At 35.4% G+C, this 20,040-nt stretch carries 10 protein-coding genes; 4 read left to right on the top strand and 6 right to left on the bottom strand.

Annotated features, from left to right (window positions below):
- Positions 1 to 13 precede the first annotated feature (13 nt).
- On the bottom strand, positions 14 to 1,510 hold the full coding sequence (locus BLV91_RS00525) for an aminotransferase-like domain-containing protein (protein WP_091428469.1): 1,497 nt from the start codon (positions 1,508 to 1,510) through the stop codon (positions 14 to 16).
- 77 nt (positions 1,511 to 1,587) lie between these two features.
- On the opposite strand from BLV91_RS00525, the gene BLV91_RS00520 reads away from it, so the two are divergent.
- The gene (locus BLV91_RS00520; protein WP_091428466.1) at positions 1,588 to 3,408 is read left to right on the top strand and encodes a TonB-dependent receptor plug domain-containing protein; all 1,821 of its coding nucleotides are present in this window, start codon (positions 1,588 to 1,590) and stop codon (positions 3,406 to 3,408) included.
- 60 nt (positions 3,409 to 3,468) lie between these two features.
- Positions 3,469 to 4,635 carry an aminotransferase class I/II-fold pyridoxal phosphate-dependent enzyme gene (locus BLV91_RS00515; RefSeq protein ID WP_091428464.1) on the top strand — a complete coding sequence of 389 codons (1,167 nt, stop codon included), beginning with the start codon at positions 3,469 to 3,471 and terminating at the stop codon, positions 4,633 to 4,635.
- Between the two features lie 967 nt (positions 4,636 to 5,602).
- Here BLV91_RS00515 and BLV91_RS00510 read toward each other — a convergent pair.
- Positions 5,603 to 6,082, bottom strand: coding sequence for a regulatory protein RecX (locus BLV91_RS00510; protein ID WP_091428461.1), 480 nt, complete (start codon positions 6,080 to 6,082; stop codon positions 5,603 to 5,605).
- A 617-nt stretch (positions 6,083 to 6,699) separates the two neighbouring features.
- Between BLV91_RS00510 and BLV91_RS00505 the strand changes: the two genes are divergently transcribed.
- Positions 6,700 to 12,831: an Ig-like domain-containing protein gene (locus BLV91_RS00505; RefSeq protein WP_091428459.1), complete on the top strand. Its 6,132-nt coding sequence runs from the start codon at positions 6,700 to 6,702 to the stop codon at positions 12,829 to 12,831.
- A gap of 374 nt (positions 12,832 to 13,205) precedes the next feature.
- Entirely contained in the window at positions 13,206 to 17,069 is a 3,864-nt protein-coding gene (locus BLV91_RS00500) for a T9SS sorting signal type C domain-containing protein (RefSeq protein WP_091428457.1), read from the top strand.
- A 399-nt stretch (positions 17,070 to 17,468) separates the two neighbouring features.
- Here the strand turns inward: BLV91_RS00500 and BLV91_RS00495 are convergent, their stop codons facing one another.
- From BLV91_RS00495 to BLV91_RS00480, 4 genes are all read right to left on the bottom strand, one after another.
- Positions 17,469 to 17,906 carry a hypothetical protein gene (locus BLV91_RS00495; protein ID WP_091428455.1) on the bottom strand — a complete coding sequence of 146 codons (438 nt, stop codon included), beginning with the start codon at positions 17,904 to 17,906 and terminating at the stop codon, positions 17,469 to 17,471.
- A gap of 79 nt (positions 17,907 to 17,985) precedes the next feature.
- Positions 17,986 to 18,423 (bottom strand): hypothetical protein, encoded by a 438-nt coding sequence (locus BLV91_RS00490; protein ID WP_091428453.1) that lies wholly within the window; start codon positions 18,421 to 18,423, stop codon positions 17,986 to 17,988.
- A gap of 101 nt (positions 18,424 to 18,524) precedes the next feature.
- Positions 18,525 to 18,968: a hypothetical protein gene (locus BLV91_RS00485; protein WP_091428451.1), complete on the bottom strand. Its 444-nt coding sequence runs from the start codon at positions 18,966 to 18,968 to the stop codon at positions 18,525 to 18,527.
- A gap of 123 nt (positions 18,969 to 19,091) precedes the next feature.
- Entirely contained in the window at positions 19,092 to 20,015 is a 924-nt protein-coding gene (locus BLV91_RS00480; protein WP_091428449.1) for a bifunctional riboflavin kinase/FAD synthetase, read from the bottom strand.
- Between the last annotated feature and the right edge of the window lie 25 nt (positions 20,016 to 20,040).

Below are 20,040 nucleotides of genomic sequence, written 5' to 3'. Positions count from 1 at the left end.
GTTTCACAAAGGATCAAATGAGCACTAAATTGTAAGCCTGCTTCAACTTTTTCACTATAATTTCAATTTCTTCTTCATTCAAGTGGCCAAAGCCTAAGCGGATAGCGCAAGTGTCTTTGTCTTGATAAAGTATGGTTTTAGGCAAAAACAAATCATAGCGCAGCGCTTGTTCTGAAAGTTGAACCAAGGAAATTACCGTATTAAACTGTAACCATATTGCTAAGCCGCCCGTTGGTTTTTTAAAACGGATAACATCTTTAAAATTTTCTTCAAGACATTGGTATAAAAAATCGCGTCTTTGCTTATAGACCAGGATGTTTTTTTTAAGTAATCGATGAATTTCACCTTCATAAATCAATTCGGATAGCATTTGTTCTTGTGTTAAATCGCCTTGGCGGTCTAGCATTTGTAAATAGTTCTTGGCTTCTGAAATTAAATTTTCTGGTGCTACCACAAATCCTGTTTGAAAACTCGGAAATAAAGATTGTCCAAGCTTTCCCAAATAGATCACCATTCCACTTGCATCAGAGCTAGCCATAGGTAGCATTGCTAAGCCTTCAAACTGAAAATCATAGTCATAATCATCTTCTATAATAGCAAACTGGTATTCCTTTGCAAGTTGTAACAGTTTTAAGCGACGTTCTGCTGTTAATGAAACAGTTGTTGGGTAATCACGATTGGCACAAATATAAACACAGCGAATGGCGCCTTTGGTAAAATGTGTTTTGATATAATCGACAGTTAAGCCTTGCGCGTCGATAGGGATGGTTTTGATAGTCGCGCCCGATTGTTGAAAAATCATATTAGCAGCATAATTGCTCAAATCCCCAACCAAAACAATATCTTTTGGGCGAATTAAAAGTTGCGATATGATGTACAAACTCATTTCTGTACTCCTTGTGCTGATTACGTTTTTTGGTTGTATGTGGAGTCCTCTTGTCGCATTTAGGTAATTACACAGTTGGTTTTCAAATACAGAATACTTTGTTTTTTTATTTTGATTCCATTTCGAAATCAATGATTTGCGTTTCATAGAAGCGCCATACCATTTTGAAAATTCATGAATGGGATGAAGCCTTAAATCGGGTTGCCCATCATTTAGTTCGTACTTGGCTTCTGAAAATTCTTGCGTTGATGATAAATGAAAAGAGGGCTGAAAGGGAAATCCAGTTGTTGCTGCAAAATTATAAAGGTCTCCTATCCGATTCGAACCCGCTTTTATTGTAACAGTTCTCTGTTCGGGAACAGATATAAAAGTTCCTTTGTTAGCAATTATTTCAACCCAACCTTGAGAAGCTAATTCATCATATACCGCAACGGCTGTGTTTCGGTGGACATTTATTAATTGGCTAAAAATTCTAGTTCCAGGTAATAAAGAGCCTCCTGCTAAATAACTACGCTGAATAGCATTGATGATTTGTTGGGAAACTTGTATATATACAGGGCTAGCACTTGATTTTTCGAAGTGGATAAGATTTTTTAGCAATGTATTAACCGGACTATCTATCATTTTAAAACTGGACTATTTTAGTAGTCCGGAAAGATAGTACTTTTGCAGCGTTTTTAAATAATTCAACACTTTTATAAATGAAAAATAAATACTTTTCAGCTTTCTTTTTTATCGGTTCTTTGATAGTAAGTGCACAGCAAAACACACAAAAGACAGATACTTTACAAGAAGTGGTTATTACATCCAGTAGGATTGATTTGCCTTTCAAAGAAAATTCCAGAACCATTCAGTTAATTACTGCCGAGGATATAAAAAAATCTGGAGTGACAAATGTTGCCGATGCTTTACAGCAAATTGCAGGAATTGATGTAAGACGTCGCGGGACTAGTGGTATGCAAGCTGATTTATATATACGGGGCGGAAGCTTTGATCAAACGCTGCTACTTATAGATGGATTCAAGGTAGATGATGCTCAAACTGGACATCACTCGATGAATTTAGCATTGCCGATTGAAGTTATCAAGAGAATTGAGATTATAAAAGGGCCAGCAAGTCGTGTATTCGGCCAAAATGCTTTTACCGGCGCTGTCAATATCGTTACAAAGGATTCGCTTGATAATGATGCTTCATTACGTCTTCAGGCGGGCTCTTATGGTCAGTTTAGTGCTGCGGTTACCGCTGGAGTTAGTTTGGATGAAAGTAGTCATATTTTGCATTTTTCAAAAAACATATCGAATGGCTATCGCTATAATACAGATTTTGACAATCAGAATTTTGTGTTGAAAAGTGTTTTTAACAAAAATAGTTTGCCAATAACGATGTTGGTGGCTCTTTCGGACAAAAAATTTGGGTCAAATGGATTCTATTCTTCGCCAGCCGCTATTGATCAATATGAGGAAACAACCGCTAGTTTAGTTGGTTTTTCAACGGTTATTAAAAAAGGTAATTTTACCTGGAAGCCAAAGGTATACTGGAGGCGCAATGAAGACGAATATATTTATATTAGAAAGAATCCGTCTATTTACAGGAATTTGCATATTTCAAACAAAATTGCTGCAGAATTAAATGGATCGTATACGTCAAATATTGGTATTACCGGCTTTGGTATAGAAACGGCTAAAGTGTTTCTTTCGAGTAATAATCTGGGGGATAATAACCGTTTTCTAAGTACTTTGTTTTTAGAGCATCGTTTGGAATTGTTTGATAAAAAATTAGATATTACTCCGGGAGTAGCGGTGACTTATTTTTCTGACTTTAAATTTTTTGCTTTTCCAGGGATAGATGTTGGGTATGAATTGCTTGATAATCTGAAAGTGTATGGTAATTTGGGTTATACCTACAGAATCCCCACTTTTACCGATTTGAATTATAAATCTCCAACTACGATAGGGAATTCTAATTTAGAACCAGAGAAAGCATTTTCGCAAGAAATTGGTTTGAAATGGAATACATCTAATTTTAATGTGTCTGCGGCGGTATTTAATCGCAATTCTGATCATTTAATTGATTACGTAAAAATGGAGCTGACTGATCCGTGGCAAGCGCAAAACATTCAAGATGTTACCACCAAAGGTTTTGAAACACAACTGCTTTATACCTTTAATCTTAATTCATTTGCTCAAAAGTTGCAATTGGGTTATTCTTTTATTGAGAATGATATTGAGCAAAGCAGCTATACTTTCTCACAGTATTCTTTAAATTCAATAAAGCATCAGATTGTGGGGAGTTACAATATGCAATTCTTGAAAAACTTCAGTAATACGATCTCATATCGTTATGCGGAACGAACTGCTGGAGATTCATATTCAGTTGTAGATTTGGGCGCTTCCTATACTTTACATGCTTTTGAGTTGTCATTGTTCGCTAACAATATTTTCAACACGGAGTATACAGAGACGAATTTAGTTCCTATGCCAAAAGGTAATTTATTGTTTGGATTACAATATAATTTTAGATAGAGAATCACAATCTAAACGGAAAGTTCCAGATTATCGACAGACTTTTTATATTTTCGGGAAATGAAATGTTTTCCAAAATCAATACAGTCGGAACTAAATCAACTGGAACAAAACGATGCTTTGCAAAAAGTCGCTTTGCCCAATGATTTAATTGATTTTGCATCGAATGATTACTTAGGTTTTTCTCGGTCAGAAATTATTACTGAGGACAGGCAGGAGTATTTAATTAAAAATAAATTCATTGAAGAAGCAGCGACTGGTTCCCGATTTTTATCTGGGAGCCAAAAGCTGTATCAAGAAACAGAAGATTTTATTGCTGATTTCCATCAAACGCAAACCGCCTTAATTTTCAATTCGGGTAGTGATGCTACTATTGGTTTTTTTAGTGTAGTTCCTCAAAAAGGAGATTTGATTTTATACGATGAATTATGTCACGCCGCTATTCAGGACGGAATTCAAATGTCGAATGCCAAAGCTTGTAAATTCAATCACAATGATTTTGAAGATTTAGAAAGCTTAATCCAAACTCCAAGACCTAAAACCCAAGACCCAACAAGTATTTACATTGTAACCGAATCTGTTTTTTCTATGGATGGCGATTGTCCCAATCTGGAAGAATTAGTGCGGATTTCAGATGAGTACCATTGTCGTTTAGTAGTTGATGAAGCACATGCTTTGGGTGTTTTTGGTTCAAAAGGCGAAGGATTTGTTCAAATGTTGGGACTTCAAGACTCTATTTTTGCTCGTGTTTTGACTTTCGAAGATGCTTTAGGATGTCAGGGAGCAGCGATTTTAGGTTCGCTTGAATTGAGGGATTGTTTAGTAAATTTTGCCCAAAGGTTTAAGTATACCGCAGGGCTTTCGCCCCTTTCCGTTGCCGCGGTTTTGACTGGATATCAACATTTAGAAAAAGAACAACAAACCATAGCGCAACTTCGCAAAAACATCATTCATTTCAATCAGGAAAAGAACATGTTGGGACTGAAACAATTGTTCGTACACAGTAAATCAGCAATACAATCAGCCATCATTACGGGTAATGAAAATGTTACATCTATAGCTCAAAAACTACAAGAAAAAGGATTTGATGTGAAAGCGATACTTTCGCCAACGGTTCCCGAAGGGCAGGAACGACTTCGTTTTTGTTTGCACAGTTATAATTCTCCAGAAGAAATTAGTGAAGTGTTGCAATTGTTGAGTGTTTTTATTTTTTCACCGCAGATTTAATAGATTTACACTTATTAAGAGAATAAAAAATCCGTTTTGATCTGCAACATCAGCGTCATCCGCGTTCATTTGCTTCTAAGTTTTAGGCTTTTTTTCAATCTTTATTTCGTTTACACGTCACTTATATGGCCTTAAGTCATTTGCTAAAGATATTTTCATAAGCATTTTATAAAAACTTATATGACTTATATGTTTAACATTAAAAATTCGTTTTGACCCGCGACACCCGTGTCATCCGCGTTCCTTTTTTCACCATGAACTTCACAGAAAAATTAATGTCTGTTTGTTTTTTCACCGCAGATTTAAAAGATTTACACTGATTAAGAGAATAAAAAATCCGTTTTGATCTGCAACATCAGCGTCATCCGCGTTCAATTGCTTCTAAATTTTAGGCTTTTTTTTCGATCTTTAATTCGTTTACCCGCCACTTATACGGCCTTATATAATCTACTAAAAAGCTTCTTAACTGGATTTTTATAAAAACTTATATGACTTATATGTTTAACATTTAAAATCCGTTTTTATCCGCAACACCCGTATCATCCGCGTCCCTTTTTTTCACCATGAACTTCACAGAAAAGTAAATGTCTTAATGCTGTTTTTTACCGCAGATTTTAATGATTTTCACTGATTATAAAAATAAAAAATCCGTTTTGATCTGCAACATAAGCGTCATCCGCGTCCCATCATTTTCAATTATTTAACCGTATTTCGATAAAAACTTATATGACCTAAATTTTTAACATTTAAAATCCGTTTTTGTCCGCAACATCCGTGTCATCCGTGTTCCATCATTTTCAATTATTTAACCACATTTAGGTAAAAACTTATATGACTTATATGTTTAACATTTAAAATCCGTTTTTATCCGCAACACCCGTATCATCCGTGTCCCATCATTTTCAATTATTTAACCGCATTTTGATAAAAACTTATATGACTTATATGTTTAAAAATTAAATCCCTCTTATCCGCGTTCCATCCCTTCTAATTCTTTTACTTTTTCATATACTAAATTACTCTCAAAGCCTTTTCTAAGTAAATTATCACAAAATTTCTTTCTCTTTTTCAAAGCATTCGTTTCTGTGCTATTTTCCCAAGTCCTTTCCGCTAGTTTCTCAAAAGTTTCTAAGTATTCTTCTGGAGTGATTTCTTTCAGCGCTGTGGTAATCAAGCGAGAATTTATTTTTCTGAATTTAAGCTCATTTGTAATCCGGATAGTTCCCCAATGTTTAATACGATGTTTGCCACGCGCAAAGCTGCAAGCAAAGCGCTCTTCGTTAAGAAAATTGTCATGAATAAGATGCGCAATAATTTGATCAATTTCGTCTGAGTCCATTTTCATGGATCGCAGTTTAGACTCTACTTCTTCATGGCAACGCTCTTGGTACGCGCAATAATGTTCTATTTTTTTTGTGGCGTCTTTTATAGAAAAAATAGGATTCATAGGAGGTTATAATTTGGGGGGTAGACAGTTTTGTTCAAATTTCGGGTTTTTAATTGGATTTACAAACAATATGAATTTTGCTTAAGTTTCCTATTTTTTTAGGAGAATGTTGATTGGTTAAGCAAGTGGTTTTTGACTCTTAATTGAGTGGTCTATATTCAAATATATGGCTGATTTTGATGTTTCTCTCTATAGTTAGTTTGTTTTTTTATTCACATTTAGGGATGGCCTAAAAGGGCAATAATTTGAGTTTTTAGCTTAATAAATTCAGTTATAATTTTGATGAATAGCGTTGAGGAAGGTTGCTTTTTTTGTTGGTTTTTTAATTTTGGATTTGGAAAAAAATAAACTGAAAATTGATAAAACCGGGAGCTTATTTCTTACGTAGATTAATTTGTTATTGAATGACTAAAATTAGAAGAACAATGAAACTATTTTTTTGTAAGGCTTTTCGTTTTTTTTTTGGTTGATGTACTTTAACGGATAAAATAACAGATTAACGATTTTATTTTTATTAAAAAATTTATTTTAGGTTATTCGCGCACGTGACGACTAAAATTTTTATTTTAAAATTAAAGTCCTTCAAATGATTTTACCCCCAAATTAATAAATACCACATGAAGAAAAAATTACTTTTATTACTGTTACTATTCGTTTTCGTTAATCCAATTTTTAGTCAAATTCAGCAGCGCGGTGCTTCTACATCAGCAAGTGTTAATATTGACAAAAAAGAAGACAACCCTATTTTGACGATTCCTAAACCTAATGGGGTCCAAGTTGGAGATATTATGTTGGTAACTATAGCACAACAAGAAAATAAAATAGATGAAACGAATCCGGCTTCCAGTGGTTGGACATTAGTTGCGGGTGCTGCTATTGAAGATAAAGGAGGTCGTGCTTGGGGAGCTGTTTTGTACAAAATTGCTACACCCGCTGACGCTTCAGTAAATAATTATAGTTTTACATTAGGGAGTGAATCAAAAAAAGTTGTGGGAGCAATTGTTGCTTTTTCAGGAGTAGACACTTCAAATCCACTTGATGCTATTGGTGTTTTGAAGAGAAATGATAACGATAATAATGTTACAACCAATGCTATAACAACTGTGACTCCTAATACAGCTGTATTAATATTTGGGATGTCAAAAAAAGACTTGACTTTTAGCAATTGGCAAACCATTACTCCAGGAAGTTTAACGGAAATTTTTGATAATCAGGGGTCAGGTGATGCTTCAGTAGGCTCTGCTTGGGCGATAAAACCAACTCCGGGACCTACTGGAGAGGGCGCAGTTCAATTGAATGATAAAAAAGATAAGGCGGGTGCAATATTATTGGCACTGAGAGCCTGTATCACACCGCTTATTCCAACGAACACAAGGTCAGATAATGTTAATTGGTGTACTTCTACTATTAGATGGGATGGTTCAGCTACATCATTTTTTTTAGATGTAGCGACTAGTGATACATTTTCAGCAGGTACAATACTTTCTAGCTATAATAATCTAAATGTAGGGAATGTAAATAGTCTGGTTTTATCAGGTTTGTCTCCAAATACAACATATCATTTTAGAGTTAGAGCTTCTAATAGTTGTGGTGTTAGTACTAATTCAAATGCACACAGTTTTATAACAAGGACTATTGCGGCACCTACAGCTAATTCAGGGTATGGAAGTTGTAATGATTGGGTAGCGCAATGGAATGGTGTTTATAACACAAGCGGACAAGAAGCAGATGGATACTTTTTAGATGTCGCAATTGATAATACTTTTACAAATTATGTTACTGGTTATCAAAATCGACCAGTAGGTAAAACACTTTCTCATACTATAACTGGACTTGCCCCAGGGGGTGTTTACTATTATAGAATGAGAGCTAATACAACTTGTGGGACTGGAGGAAACTCAAATGTAATTAGTTTTATTCTTACAGGTAATGGTTCGTCAACTCCTGGCAAAATTGGAGGTGGGGCAGCGTCAATTTGTTCAGGATCTAATACTACATTTACCATTAGTGGTAGTAATCCTTCTACAGGGGGGCAATGGTCAATCTTTAATCAAACAGGTAGTGCTACAATAACACAAGCGGGATTAGTAACAGGAGTTAGTGCTGGTACAGTTAGGGTTATTTTTACTACTCAAAATGGAGTTTGTAGAACATCAACAAGTAGTAATTTAACAATTACCGCAGGCGCTACAGTAAGTGCAGCATCATCAACACCAACAATTTGTGCTAATTTAGCTTTAACTCCAATAACACATACTACAATTGGATTTAGTGGAATATCTAATGGTGGAGTTTCAGGAGCAAATGGTTTACCAGCAGGAGTTAGTGCGGTTTTTGCTTCAAACACAATAACAATTAGCGGTACACCTACTGCAGCAGGTACATTTAATTATAGTATTCCATTAACAGGAGGTAGTTGTGGTTCAGCTAATGCAACGGGCACAATAACGGTGACTCAGTCTTCAGTAGCTCCTACAGGTATATCAGGCACTATTACAATTTGTAGCGGTGGTTCTACTACGCTTACATTAACCGGAGGAACAGCAGCTGGAGGAACAGCCAGGTGGTATTCCAGTTCTTGTGGAGGAACATTAGTAGGCTCGGGAAATAGTATTATCGTTTCGCCTACAAGTACAACTACTTACTTTGTTAGATATGAAGGAGGTTGTAATACAACAACTTGTGCTTCGAGAACAGTTACTGTAAATACAACACTAGCACCTACAGCGTCATCACAAACTTTTTGCACAGGAGCGATAGTTTCTAATTTAGTTGCCAAAGGTACGACAATAAAATGGTATGCAGCTTCAACAGGAGGAACAGCTTTAGTTTCAACTACTAGTTTGGCATCTGGGACATATTTTGCTTCTCAAACATTGAACAGTTGTGAGAGTACGCGAACTTCAGTAACGGTTACTGTAAATACAACACCAGCACCTACAGCGTCATCACAAACTTTTTGCACAGGAGCGACAGTTTCTAATTTAGTTGCCACAGGTACGACAATAAAATGGTATGCAGCTTCAACAGGAGGAACAGCTTTAGTTTCAACTACTAGTTTGGCATCTGGGACATATTTTGCTTCTCAAACATTGAACAGTTGTGAGAGTACGCGAACTTCAGTAACGGTTACTGTAAATACAACACCAGCTATAACAGCTATGACCAATGCTACTTGTAGTGGCGTTGGCTTTACTTCAACCCCAGTTAACGCAACCAATGGCGTAGTACCGCCAGGTACAACTTATACATGGACTGCACCTTCAGTACCAGGAGGTTTGACAGGTGGCGTATCTGGAAGTGGTTCAAGTATAACGGGAACATTATCCAACACAACAAGTTCAGCACAAACAGCAATTTATACTGTGACACCAAAAACAGGAAGCTGTACCGGAGCCACTTTTACAGTAACAGTAACAGTAAACCCATTACTTACTGCCAGTGTAAGTATTGCTGCAAACCCTTCCCTCATAGTTTGCAATGGCACATCTGTTACATATACAGCCACACCAACCAATGGAGGTACTTCACCAGCTTATCAATGGAAAGTAAACGGTACGAATGTGGGCACAAATAGCCCTACTTATACCTATACTCCCGTAAACGGAGATCAGGTGTCTGTTGTTTTAACTTCGAGCGATGCCTGTGTTTCAGGTTTACTCACACAACCAATTCTTAATTTTTCTTGGAATGACAATACAAAGGCAATTACAGATTCGGATTATGGCATAGATGCACTTTCAGGTTCTGGGCAATATGTTGTAGGTCCTGATGGAACATATAGCCTTGCGCCTATTACTTCTCCTAAAACCGATATAGATTTAACTTTTGCTGGAACAGCACCTGAATTTAACAGTGAAGGTATCGATTACAGTTTAAGTTATTTAAGAAATGAAGGTGATAGCCAATTATTTACTCGGGGAAGTTCATTGATTATCACTGGTGGTTCAAATTTTAGTGTTTCTTACCGCGTGAGTAACGGTGCTGGGTCTTTTACAACAGTGACTAGCGGCAATATTTTTCCAATCCCAATGGATAATACTTTCCGTAATTATCGTTTTAGGTATGACCCTTCAGATGGTTATGGCCATTTATACGTTGATGGTACAGAGAAATGGATTTCGCTAACTGCAACACCTGGAAAACCAATGTATTGGACAGATGCCGGCGATGTAGTTCTGGGAAAAATAACAGATGCATCGGGGAAACTATCGCCCACTTTTGACAATCTTTTAATGAGTGCTGTCTATGTAAAAAGTGCTGCATCACAAGTAAATATGACTGTGAATCCAGTTATTTCTAATAATACTGTAAGTTCAGCCCAAACTATTTGTATGTCTACAGCACCTTCAGCTTTTACAGGAACTATACCAACAGGCGGAAGTGGTTCTTATGTTTATTTATGGGAAAGCAGTACTACGAGTGCAACTTCAAATTTTGTCACGGCTTCAGGAACCAGTAATACGAAAGGATATACAGCAGGGGCTTTAACAGCTACCACATGGTATAGAAGAACGGTTACTTCTGGTGGATGTTCAAATACATCTACTGCGATTCAAATTACGGTTAATAATACACCTACGATTTCAGGGATAACCTCTACTGCAACCTTATGTTCAGGCGGGTCTTTAAATCCAACTGTTCCTACTGTAACAGATAATGGTTCTACGGTTACAGCATCAGGTTGGCAATTGGAGACAGGAGTTGGAAGCGGGTCATTTGCAAGTATATCGATACCATATACAGTTGGCTTTGCAGATAATGGTAAAAAAATAAGATATTATGCAACCAATGGCTGCGGTACAATTAACAGTAATGAAGTTGCGATAACGGTAGAAGATGTGTTAGCTGCGCCTACAATAGGTGCAATCACTCAACCAGACTGCGTTACTCCAACTGGTAGTGTAGTTTTAAGTGGATTACCAGCAACATGGACTTTAGTAAGAAGTGATGGTACATCAAGTACTACGACTTCAGGAACAGGAACAACCACAACTATTTCAGAATTAGCTGCTGGTAGTTATACTTATACTGTATCTAACGGAACTTGTACTTCATCAGCCACAACGGTTGGCGACATAGTCATCAATCCAGCAATTACAAACACTTGGGATGGTACTAAATGGTCTGATGGTACACCTACTATTCTACAGGCGATTAAATTTACTGATGGTTATGATATTGACGCTGATGTAGATGGTTGCTCATGTAAAGTAACGGGAAGTAAAAACGTTACTATTAAAGCTGGAAAAACGATGAAAATTGTTAATGAAGTAGAGGTTTTAGGTTCGGGGAAACTTATTTTTGAAAACAATGCCAGTTTAGTTCAAATAAATGATGATGCTGTAAATAAAGGAAATATAATTTATAAGAGAACTACTCCTGAAATCAAAAAAACGGATTATGTTTATTGGTCATCACCAGTTAGCTTAGCTGCTTTAAAAGCAATACAAACGGGTACTTTGTATTATTCCTTTAATGGTTCAGGAAATTCATGGGTAAATGCTAATGCTAATACAATAATGAATACTGGTAAAGGATATATTGTTAGAGGTGCAGGTACATGGTTTGACACAGGTAATGTTACTTTAACGGCTAACTTTGTTGGGACGCCTACCAATGGTGTTATCCCAGTAACCATAGTAGGAGCTGGTAAAAATAATCTGATAGGGAATCCTTATCCATCGGCTGTAGATGGGGACGCTTTTTTAGCAGCAAATACAGATGTAGTACCTGGAGGGGCGACAGATATTCTTGAAGGGACATTGTATTTTTGGACACATAAATCAGCTATACAGTTAGCATCAGGAATTGACCCCGGCAAAGCTGGTTCTGGAGCGTATGCCTATACATCAGATGATTATTCGGCTTTTACTAAAGTAGGGGGAACTAATTCAGTGACAGGTTATATTGCAGCAGGTCAAGGTTTTTTTGCTAGGGGTTCTACTACTGGAGGGCAAGCTAAGTTTGTTAATAGTATGAGACTTAATGGTGATAAAACCCTTGATAATAGTGGCTTTTTGAAACCGGCCTCTGCTTCAAAAACAGAAAAAACAACTACTACTAATAAAATTGAGAAAAGCAGAATTTGGTTAAATTTAACCAATACTCAAGGCGCTTTCAAGCAAATGCTGTTAGGTTATATGACAGGAGCAACAGATAATTACGATAGGGGTTATGACGCATTGAGTTTTAATGGAAACAGTTTTGTTAATTTTTACAGTATTAATAATACGAGTCTTTTAACTATTCAGGGAAGAGCGCTTCCTATTCAACAAACAGATGTTGTACCTCTTGGATATAGTTCAACCATCGCAGGAGATTTTAGCATCTCAATTGATAAAACGGATGGAGAGTTGTCTACTATGGCTGTTTTTGTAGAGGATAAATTAACTAATACTACTCACAACCTAAAAAAGGGCGCTTATACTTTTACCACTGAAAAAGGTACTTTTGACGATCGTTTTGTATTGAGTTATACTAATAAAACCTTAGCTACAGATGATTTTCAAGTTGTAGAAAATCAAGTTGTAATTACAAGTAAGAATAAGGAAATCAACATCAATGCTTCAACAAATTATATTGACAAAGTATTTGTTTATGATGTAACAGGAAAGCAAATTTTCTTAAAATCAAAAATAGATAAAAACGAATTTACTATTAGTAACTTAGGAAGTACTAATCATGTTTTAGTTGTGAAGGTTTTATTGCAAGATAATAGCATAGTTACAAAGAAAATTATATTTTAAACATACAGTTATACCTTTTTAAGAACACCCCATTATACGATTGTGTAATGGGGTATTTTTTTGTAGTAGTAAGTGGCTTATTATCAAATATAGTTGATAAGTGACATATCAGTGAAACTAAAGTTATGTTTTTGTAGGTATTTTAATATCATTAATTTGTGTTTATGTATTTTGTTAATCACTTAAAATTAGTATTTTAAATTGAAATATCACTAAAAGTGGGTATTGTAAGGATGGGATATTAAGAATACTTTTATCAGGGATTTTTTGCTAATGACTATAGTTCAGTAAATACTGGGTTATAGAATTGAAAAGCAATTATCTTCAACTGCAGAGTGATTCTTTTCGATATCAATATTTAATACCTTTTCATTATGAATACAAGTCTAAGGGGTTATTTGTTTTTGCTGTGTTTTCTTTTTTCAGGAAGTATTATGGCCCAGCAAGGTTTGTTAGATAATACATTTAATACAGCTGATGATGGACTTCAAGGAGATGGTTTTGACAACACAGTTAGGACTGTAGCTTTACAAGCTGATGGAGATCTTATTGTTGGAGGTGACTATTTATATTTTAATGGTGTTTCATTGCCGTATTTGAGTCGGTTAAAGCCTGACGGTACGGTTGATGCTTCGTTCAACTTAGGGAGTGGTCTTAATGGAAAAGTATACACCTCAATACTTCAACCTGATGGCAAAATTATGATTGCAGGCTCCTTTACAAGATTCAATGGAATAGATTCAGGAAGAATAATAAGACTCAATAGTAATGGATCACGTGATGCTACTTTTAATTCTAGTGTAGGTGTTGAAAACAACATTGTATATGCAGTAGCACAGCAGGTTGATGGTAAGACAATACTTGTAGGGAGTTTTACAAAGTATAATTCAACTACTGTAAATAGGGTGCTGCGAATTTTAGCAGATGGGACAATTGATCCGACATTTTCTATTGGAACTGGCCCAAACGGTTTAGTGGGCGAAGTAAAAGTACAAGCCGATGGTAAAATTATTGTAGCAGGTTCCTTTGATAGTTTTAGTGGAGTTCTGTGTAATAAAATTGTTCGATTAAACACGAATGGAAGCATTGATACTAGCTTTATAACTGGTAGTGGATTTAGTGATAATGTTACGGCGCTCGCTTTACAGCCCGATGGAAAAATTATTATAGGAGGTGTTTTTACAATGTACAAAGGCATTGCAGCAAATAGGATTGTGAGGTTGAATCTTGACGGTAGTTTAGACGCATCTTTTGCTTCGGGAACTGGGTTTAGTAATGGAGGAGTGAACGTGATAAAAGTAGCTTCTAGTGGTTCTATTATGGTGGGAGGGACTTTTAGTCAAAAATATAATGGTACAGATGTCAATAGATTAGTATTGTTAGATTCCAATGGTGTAATTGTCCCAAGTTTTGATATTGGTTCTGGACCCTCAAGTGCAGCAGTTTATGCTTTAGAGAATGCAGCCGATGGCTCGTGGTTTGTAGGTGGTTCTTTTTCTATATTTGAATCTCAAAATCAGGGAAGGTTAGCAAAAATTGATACAGATGGTTTATTAGATATAGCCTACCTCACGCCGGGTGTTGGTTTTGATAATTCAGTTTATAAAGTAGTCCCTTTGGCAGATAATAGAACGATGGCTTTTGGAAGCTTTAGCCGTTTTAACGGTGTAAATTCTCCTAGAATCGCGAGGCTACTAGAAGATGGAACATTAGATGCAACTTATAATTCTTCTGGTTCAGGCCCCAATAATATAGTTAGAACTGCTGTGATTCAAAATGACGGTAAAATGGTAATAGCGGGAAGTTTTACGAGCTACAATGGCGTAAACGCTAATAGAATTGTAAGGATTTTAAATGACGGCGCAATTGATCCAGCGTTTATTACTGGAACAGCCGCTAACAATCAAATTTATGCAATTGCGCTTCAGCAGGACGGAAAAATAGTTGTTGTAGGTAACTTTACTCTTTACAACGGAGTTCTCGCAAATAGGGTGCTGAGACTGTTACCAACGGGAGCATTAGATACAAGTTTTAATGTGGGCTCTGGTGCTGATGGAATAGTAGAAGCAGTTCTAATACAATCAGATGGTAAAATAGTCATTGGAGGTCGTTTTTCAAATGTTAATGGGAATAGTCGTAATAGGATAGCACGATTAAACGCTGATGGGAGTTTAGATACTAGTTTTTCTGTTGGTATTGGTTTTGATAAAAACGTCTATGCGTTAGCAGTTCAGTCTGATAATAAGTTGATTATTGGCGGTATATTTCTTAATTATCGCAATGTACCGGCTAAAAGGATATTAAGGTTAAATATAGATGGAACACTAGATTCTTCATTTACGATGGGCACTGGCTTAAGTAACGGAGAAGTTCGTTCGCTTTTAGTTCAACCAGATAATAGAATCTTATTTGGAGGGACTTTCACTGGTACTTATAATGGTATTGCAATAAAACGTATGGGCCGTTTATTAAATAATGGTGTTTATGACCCCACTTTCTCAGTGGCATTAAATAGTACTTTATATACTAGTTGTTTTACTGCCGATAATAAACTGATGATTGGCGGGAACTTTAACTCTGTTTCTGGTGTTGCAAAGCATCGGGTTGCCAGAATCAAACTATGTACAAATAGCTCTATTTGGGATGGTGCAAATTGGAAAAACGGACTTCCATCGAGTGATAAAACAATCGTTTTTACAGATAATTTTCCCAATTTTACAACTGTCAATGCTTGTTCCTGTCAAATTTCAGAAGGAAAGATAGTTACTGTGCCAGCTGGTAATTCATTGTCTTTGATTTTTGATTACTCGGGTTTGGGAACTCTAGTTCTAGAGAATAATGCTTCACTTTATCAGTCAGATGATGAAATTGTCAATACTGGTGCTATTTTGTTGAAGAGAAAAACAACAGCCGTTCTAAGATCTGACTATACCTATTGGTCTTCTCCCGTTGCGAATCAGACGCTTTATAATACGTCTCCTGAAACGAGCTGGGACAAATTCTATTCATTTAATCCTGCTACAAATTCTTGGGTAACTGAAGCTTCTAGTAAAACTATGGAGACTGCAAAAGGATATATAATTAGGGGACCTCAAAGTTTTTCTACGACAACTAGAGCTATTTATGAGGCTAGTTTTAAGGGGATTCCTAATAATGGCGAAAAGACGCTAACTCTTGGGCCTGCAGCAAGTTTTAACTTAATAGGGAATCCGTACCCATCTGCCATTGATATAGACCTTTTTTTAAAGGAAAATGCCACTTTATTAAAAGGAACAGTATATCTGTGGTCACATAATACGCCTATTACAAATAATGTTTATACATCAGACGATTATGCGGTTTATAATTTATTGGGAGGAGTTGGGACAAGTTCTTCAAAAAATCAAGGAATTAATAATACTAAGCCTGATGGAAAAATTGCCTCGGCTCAGTCTTTTTTTATTGCGGCGTCTACTGGCGGTGGAATTGCAAAATTTAATAATAAGATGAGGCTTGCGGGCCAAAATAGTAATTTCTATAAGATGAACAATTCTCAAAAAAGAAATGAGGCAACTGCTATTGAAAAGCATCGGGCTTGGTTGAATATTTATAATTCAGAAGGTGTATTCAAGCAAATTTTGGTAGGGTATATGGAAGGCGCAACTGATGCTTACGATGCTTTTTTAGATGGAACCACTTTTAATGCAAATAAATATCTGGACTTTTACAGTATTTGTGAAGAGAAAAATTTAGTGATACAGGCAAGGGGTTTGCCTTTTAATAATCAAGACGAAATAGTTTTAGGATATAAATCAACTATCAATGGGAATTATACTATTGAAATTGATGAGATTGATGGTATTTTAAAGGAGCAAGAAATTTATATTATTGATAAATTAAATAATACGTCGCATAATTTGAAAAATTCTCCTTATCGCTTTGTGACAGATAAAGGAACTTTTAATGACCGTTTTGTAATGCTATACACTGATAAAACATTAGGGGTGACTGATTTTGAAACAACAAAGGAAAAGCTAGTTTTCATTACAAATAAAAATAAAGAGATCTCGATTACTTCAGTTGCAGCTGCAATAGATAAAGTAATATTATTTGATGCAGCAGGGAGAAATATTTACCAAAAAACAAATGTAGATAATCAGGAATTAAAAATTTCAAATTTGCTTATAGGCCAGCAAGTAGTGCTTGTTAAGGTAGTGCTGCTAGATGGCAAATCAATTGTTAAAAAGATAATTTATTGAGGTTGGAGATATTAGTTTTTACAAAAAAAAACCATTCAGTTTAGGCTGAAAAGGTTTTTTTGTAGTGGTGTAAAATCTATTTTCCTCTTCCTGAAGTCTCAATATTTTTTTCGATACCATGTCCATGTCTTGACCATTATGGTTTTTTTACCAAGATCATAGTATACTTTGAATTTCAATACTTAGTCAAATTCACGTCCGTCTTTTACATTTCTCCAAACTGCTTCATAGAGCAAATCCATTAGGCTATTATAAATTGCAATAATTTATTCTTTTGCCCAATTGTGTTTTTTAATGCTCATTGTTGCGGTTTTTTGATGTCCGGAAAGTATTCAAACTGTTCCAAAGAAGCAATGTAATGCTGTTGAAAAGTAATAGACAATCTTTAAACACCAATTGTTAGTCAGTTGTAAGGCGGTTGTTCCAGTAGAACAATAGTAGCATAGTAATAATTACTACAAAGGAAATCCCTTCAATGAGTAAAGAAATGGAATAAGTCATTAAGGAAGGATCACCGCCTAAGAAAAATGTTTTAGGCAAGGAACTAACATAGGAATCACCTCCGTTTAGGTAGGCGAATATAATTATGCCTAAGATAGATAGTGCTACTCCAATAAAACCGGTTGTAAGCGCTGAACCTGCATCTGAGGCTAAGTTTCTCTTTCCTTGGGCAAGATTCATTTTTATAGTTCTATTTATGCCGTAATAAATAAAGAAAACACTTAGGAAGCGTAAATAAAACAGATCTGAAAGTCCTAAGATATCCATTAATAGATAATAAAAGCTTGTTCCAATAAAAATAAGTATTCCATTTATTAATTCTTTAGGTGGTTTCATGGTTGTTGATTTAAGTTATAAAATAATTAAGTGATTGAAATGCATATTATAAAGCAGTAATACTATTCAACAAGCATTGCTAATCAGCTGTAAGGCGGTTGTTCCAGTACAGCATCAGTAACATGGTGACAATTACCGAAGAGGCAATCCCTTCAAAAAGCAAACTGACAGAATAGATGAATATTGATGGGTTTCCTCCAAATAAAAAGGTTTCGGATAACGATTGTACATAGTCATCTCCTCCCTGCATATAGCTATAAATAACCAATCCGATGATGCTTAAAAACACCCCAATAAGGGAGGTAACCATTGTTGAAACAGCATTTGAAACAAAGTCTGTTTGCCCTTCCTTAACATTCATTTGGATTGTCCTATTGACGCCATAGAAAACAAAAAAGATGTTGACGAGCCGTAGATAAAACGAATTCCCATAACCTAAAATAACCATTAATAGAAAGTAAGCTGTGATTCCAATAAATATAATAGATCCGTTAACTAATTCTTTTGGTAGTTTCATCTTGTTGGTTTTATTTGAGACGAATAGAACACTGTACTAAAAATCGGTAACCTAAAGTTGAGGACAGTATTTTTATAGAAGGATAAAAACGCTTATCTAACTTATTGATTGTCAGAAACAAGTCGATTATTCCAATAAAGCATTAGCATAAATGAAATTATTACAGCTGACACTATTCCTTCAAAAAGTAAACTGATACTATAGGTCATTATTGAAGGGGAACCACCAAATAAAAATGTTTTTGATAACGACTGAAGGTATGCGTCACCACCTTGTATATAACTATAGGTAATCAGCCCAATAACACTTAAAAACACTCCTATTAGAGAAGTAAGCAGTGCTGAGGTAGCATTGCTGGTAAATACGGTCTTTCCTTCTTCGTAGTTCATTTTTAGTGTTCTATTAGTGCCATAAAAGACAAATAGCACATTAAATAGACGTAAATAATATAAATCAGCAAGTCCTAATATTTCCATCAATATGAAATAGAGGCCAATTCCTATGAAAATAATGACTCCGTTGTATAATTCTTTTGGCAGTTTCATACGTTTTGGTTTCTAAAGTTAAAAAATCATCTACTTGATAAACAAGGTGTTGCCTATCAAATTTACGTAAAATATAAAGATGTTTTACGAAAAACGCTAAGAAATTTTTTAATTTTCTTGAAATTACTCCAAGTACGCTAATGCAAAAATTTTGTCTTTTTCTAATTGTTCTTTCAGTAAGTCAACTGAATTGAATTTTTGCTCAGGACGTATGTAGTGGAGAATGGAAACCGTTATTTCTTGGTCATACAAGTCAGAATTGAAATTAAAATAATGGATTTCGATAGATAGGTTTTCTCCCTCTACTGTTGGGTTAAAACCGATATTCATTATTCCAAAAACAATTTCTTTGTTTATCGTACTTTTTACAATGTAAACGCCGTTTTTAGGGATGAGTTTGTAGTCCTCTTCTATTTTTAAGTTGGCAGTAGGAAATCCAATGGTTCTTCCTAGCTGTTTTCCTTTAAAAACCGTACCAGTTAGAAAATAGTCGTATCCCAAATATTTATTGGCTAGAATCATGTTCCCTTCTGATAGCGCTGTCCTAATTTTGGTAGAACTTACTGAAATTTCATTTATTTCCTGAACGGATATTTGTTCCACTTCAAATCCATATTGCTTTCCAAAACCGATAAGGTCGTCAATATTAGCTGTTCGATTTCTACCAAAACGATGGTCGTGGCCGATAATTATTTTATGGATGTGTAATTGGTTAACAAGTACAGAACTGACAAATTCTTCTGCAGTTAATCTCGAGAAAATTTCGTCGAATGGATGTATAACAAGGTTTTGAATTCCTATTTTTTCCAATAATTCTATTTTTTCCGTTATGGTATTCAATAGTTTTATGTTTGACTTCTCCTGTAAAACCATTCTTGGATGTGGAAAAAAGGTAAGCACCAAGCTTTCATATTTATCAATTTCGGTATTTTGCAATACTCTTTCCAGAATTTTTCTATGGCCAAAGTGTACCCCATCAAAAGTGCCTAAAGTGAGTATGGTTTTTTTTGTGGTACTGAAATCCTGTATGGAACGAAAAATCTTCAAAATATATGTTTTTATAGTGGCGCAA

Origin of the sequence: Flavobacterium degerlachei, from assembly GCF_900106645.1 — a bacterium.
GTDB lineage: Bacteria > Bacteroidota > Bacteroidia > Flavobacteriales > Flavobacteriaceae > Flavobacterium > Flavobacterium degerlachei.
This window is presented reverse-complemented; position numbering and strand designations above follow the sequence as displayed.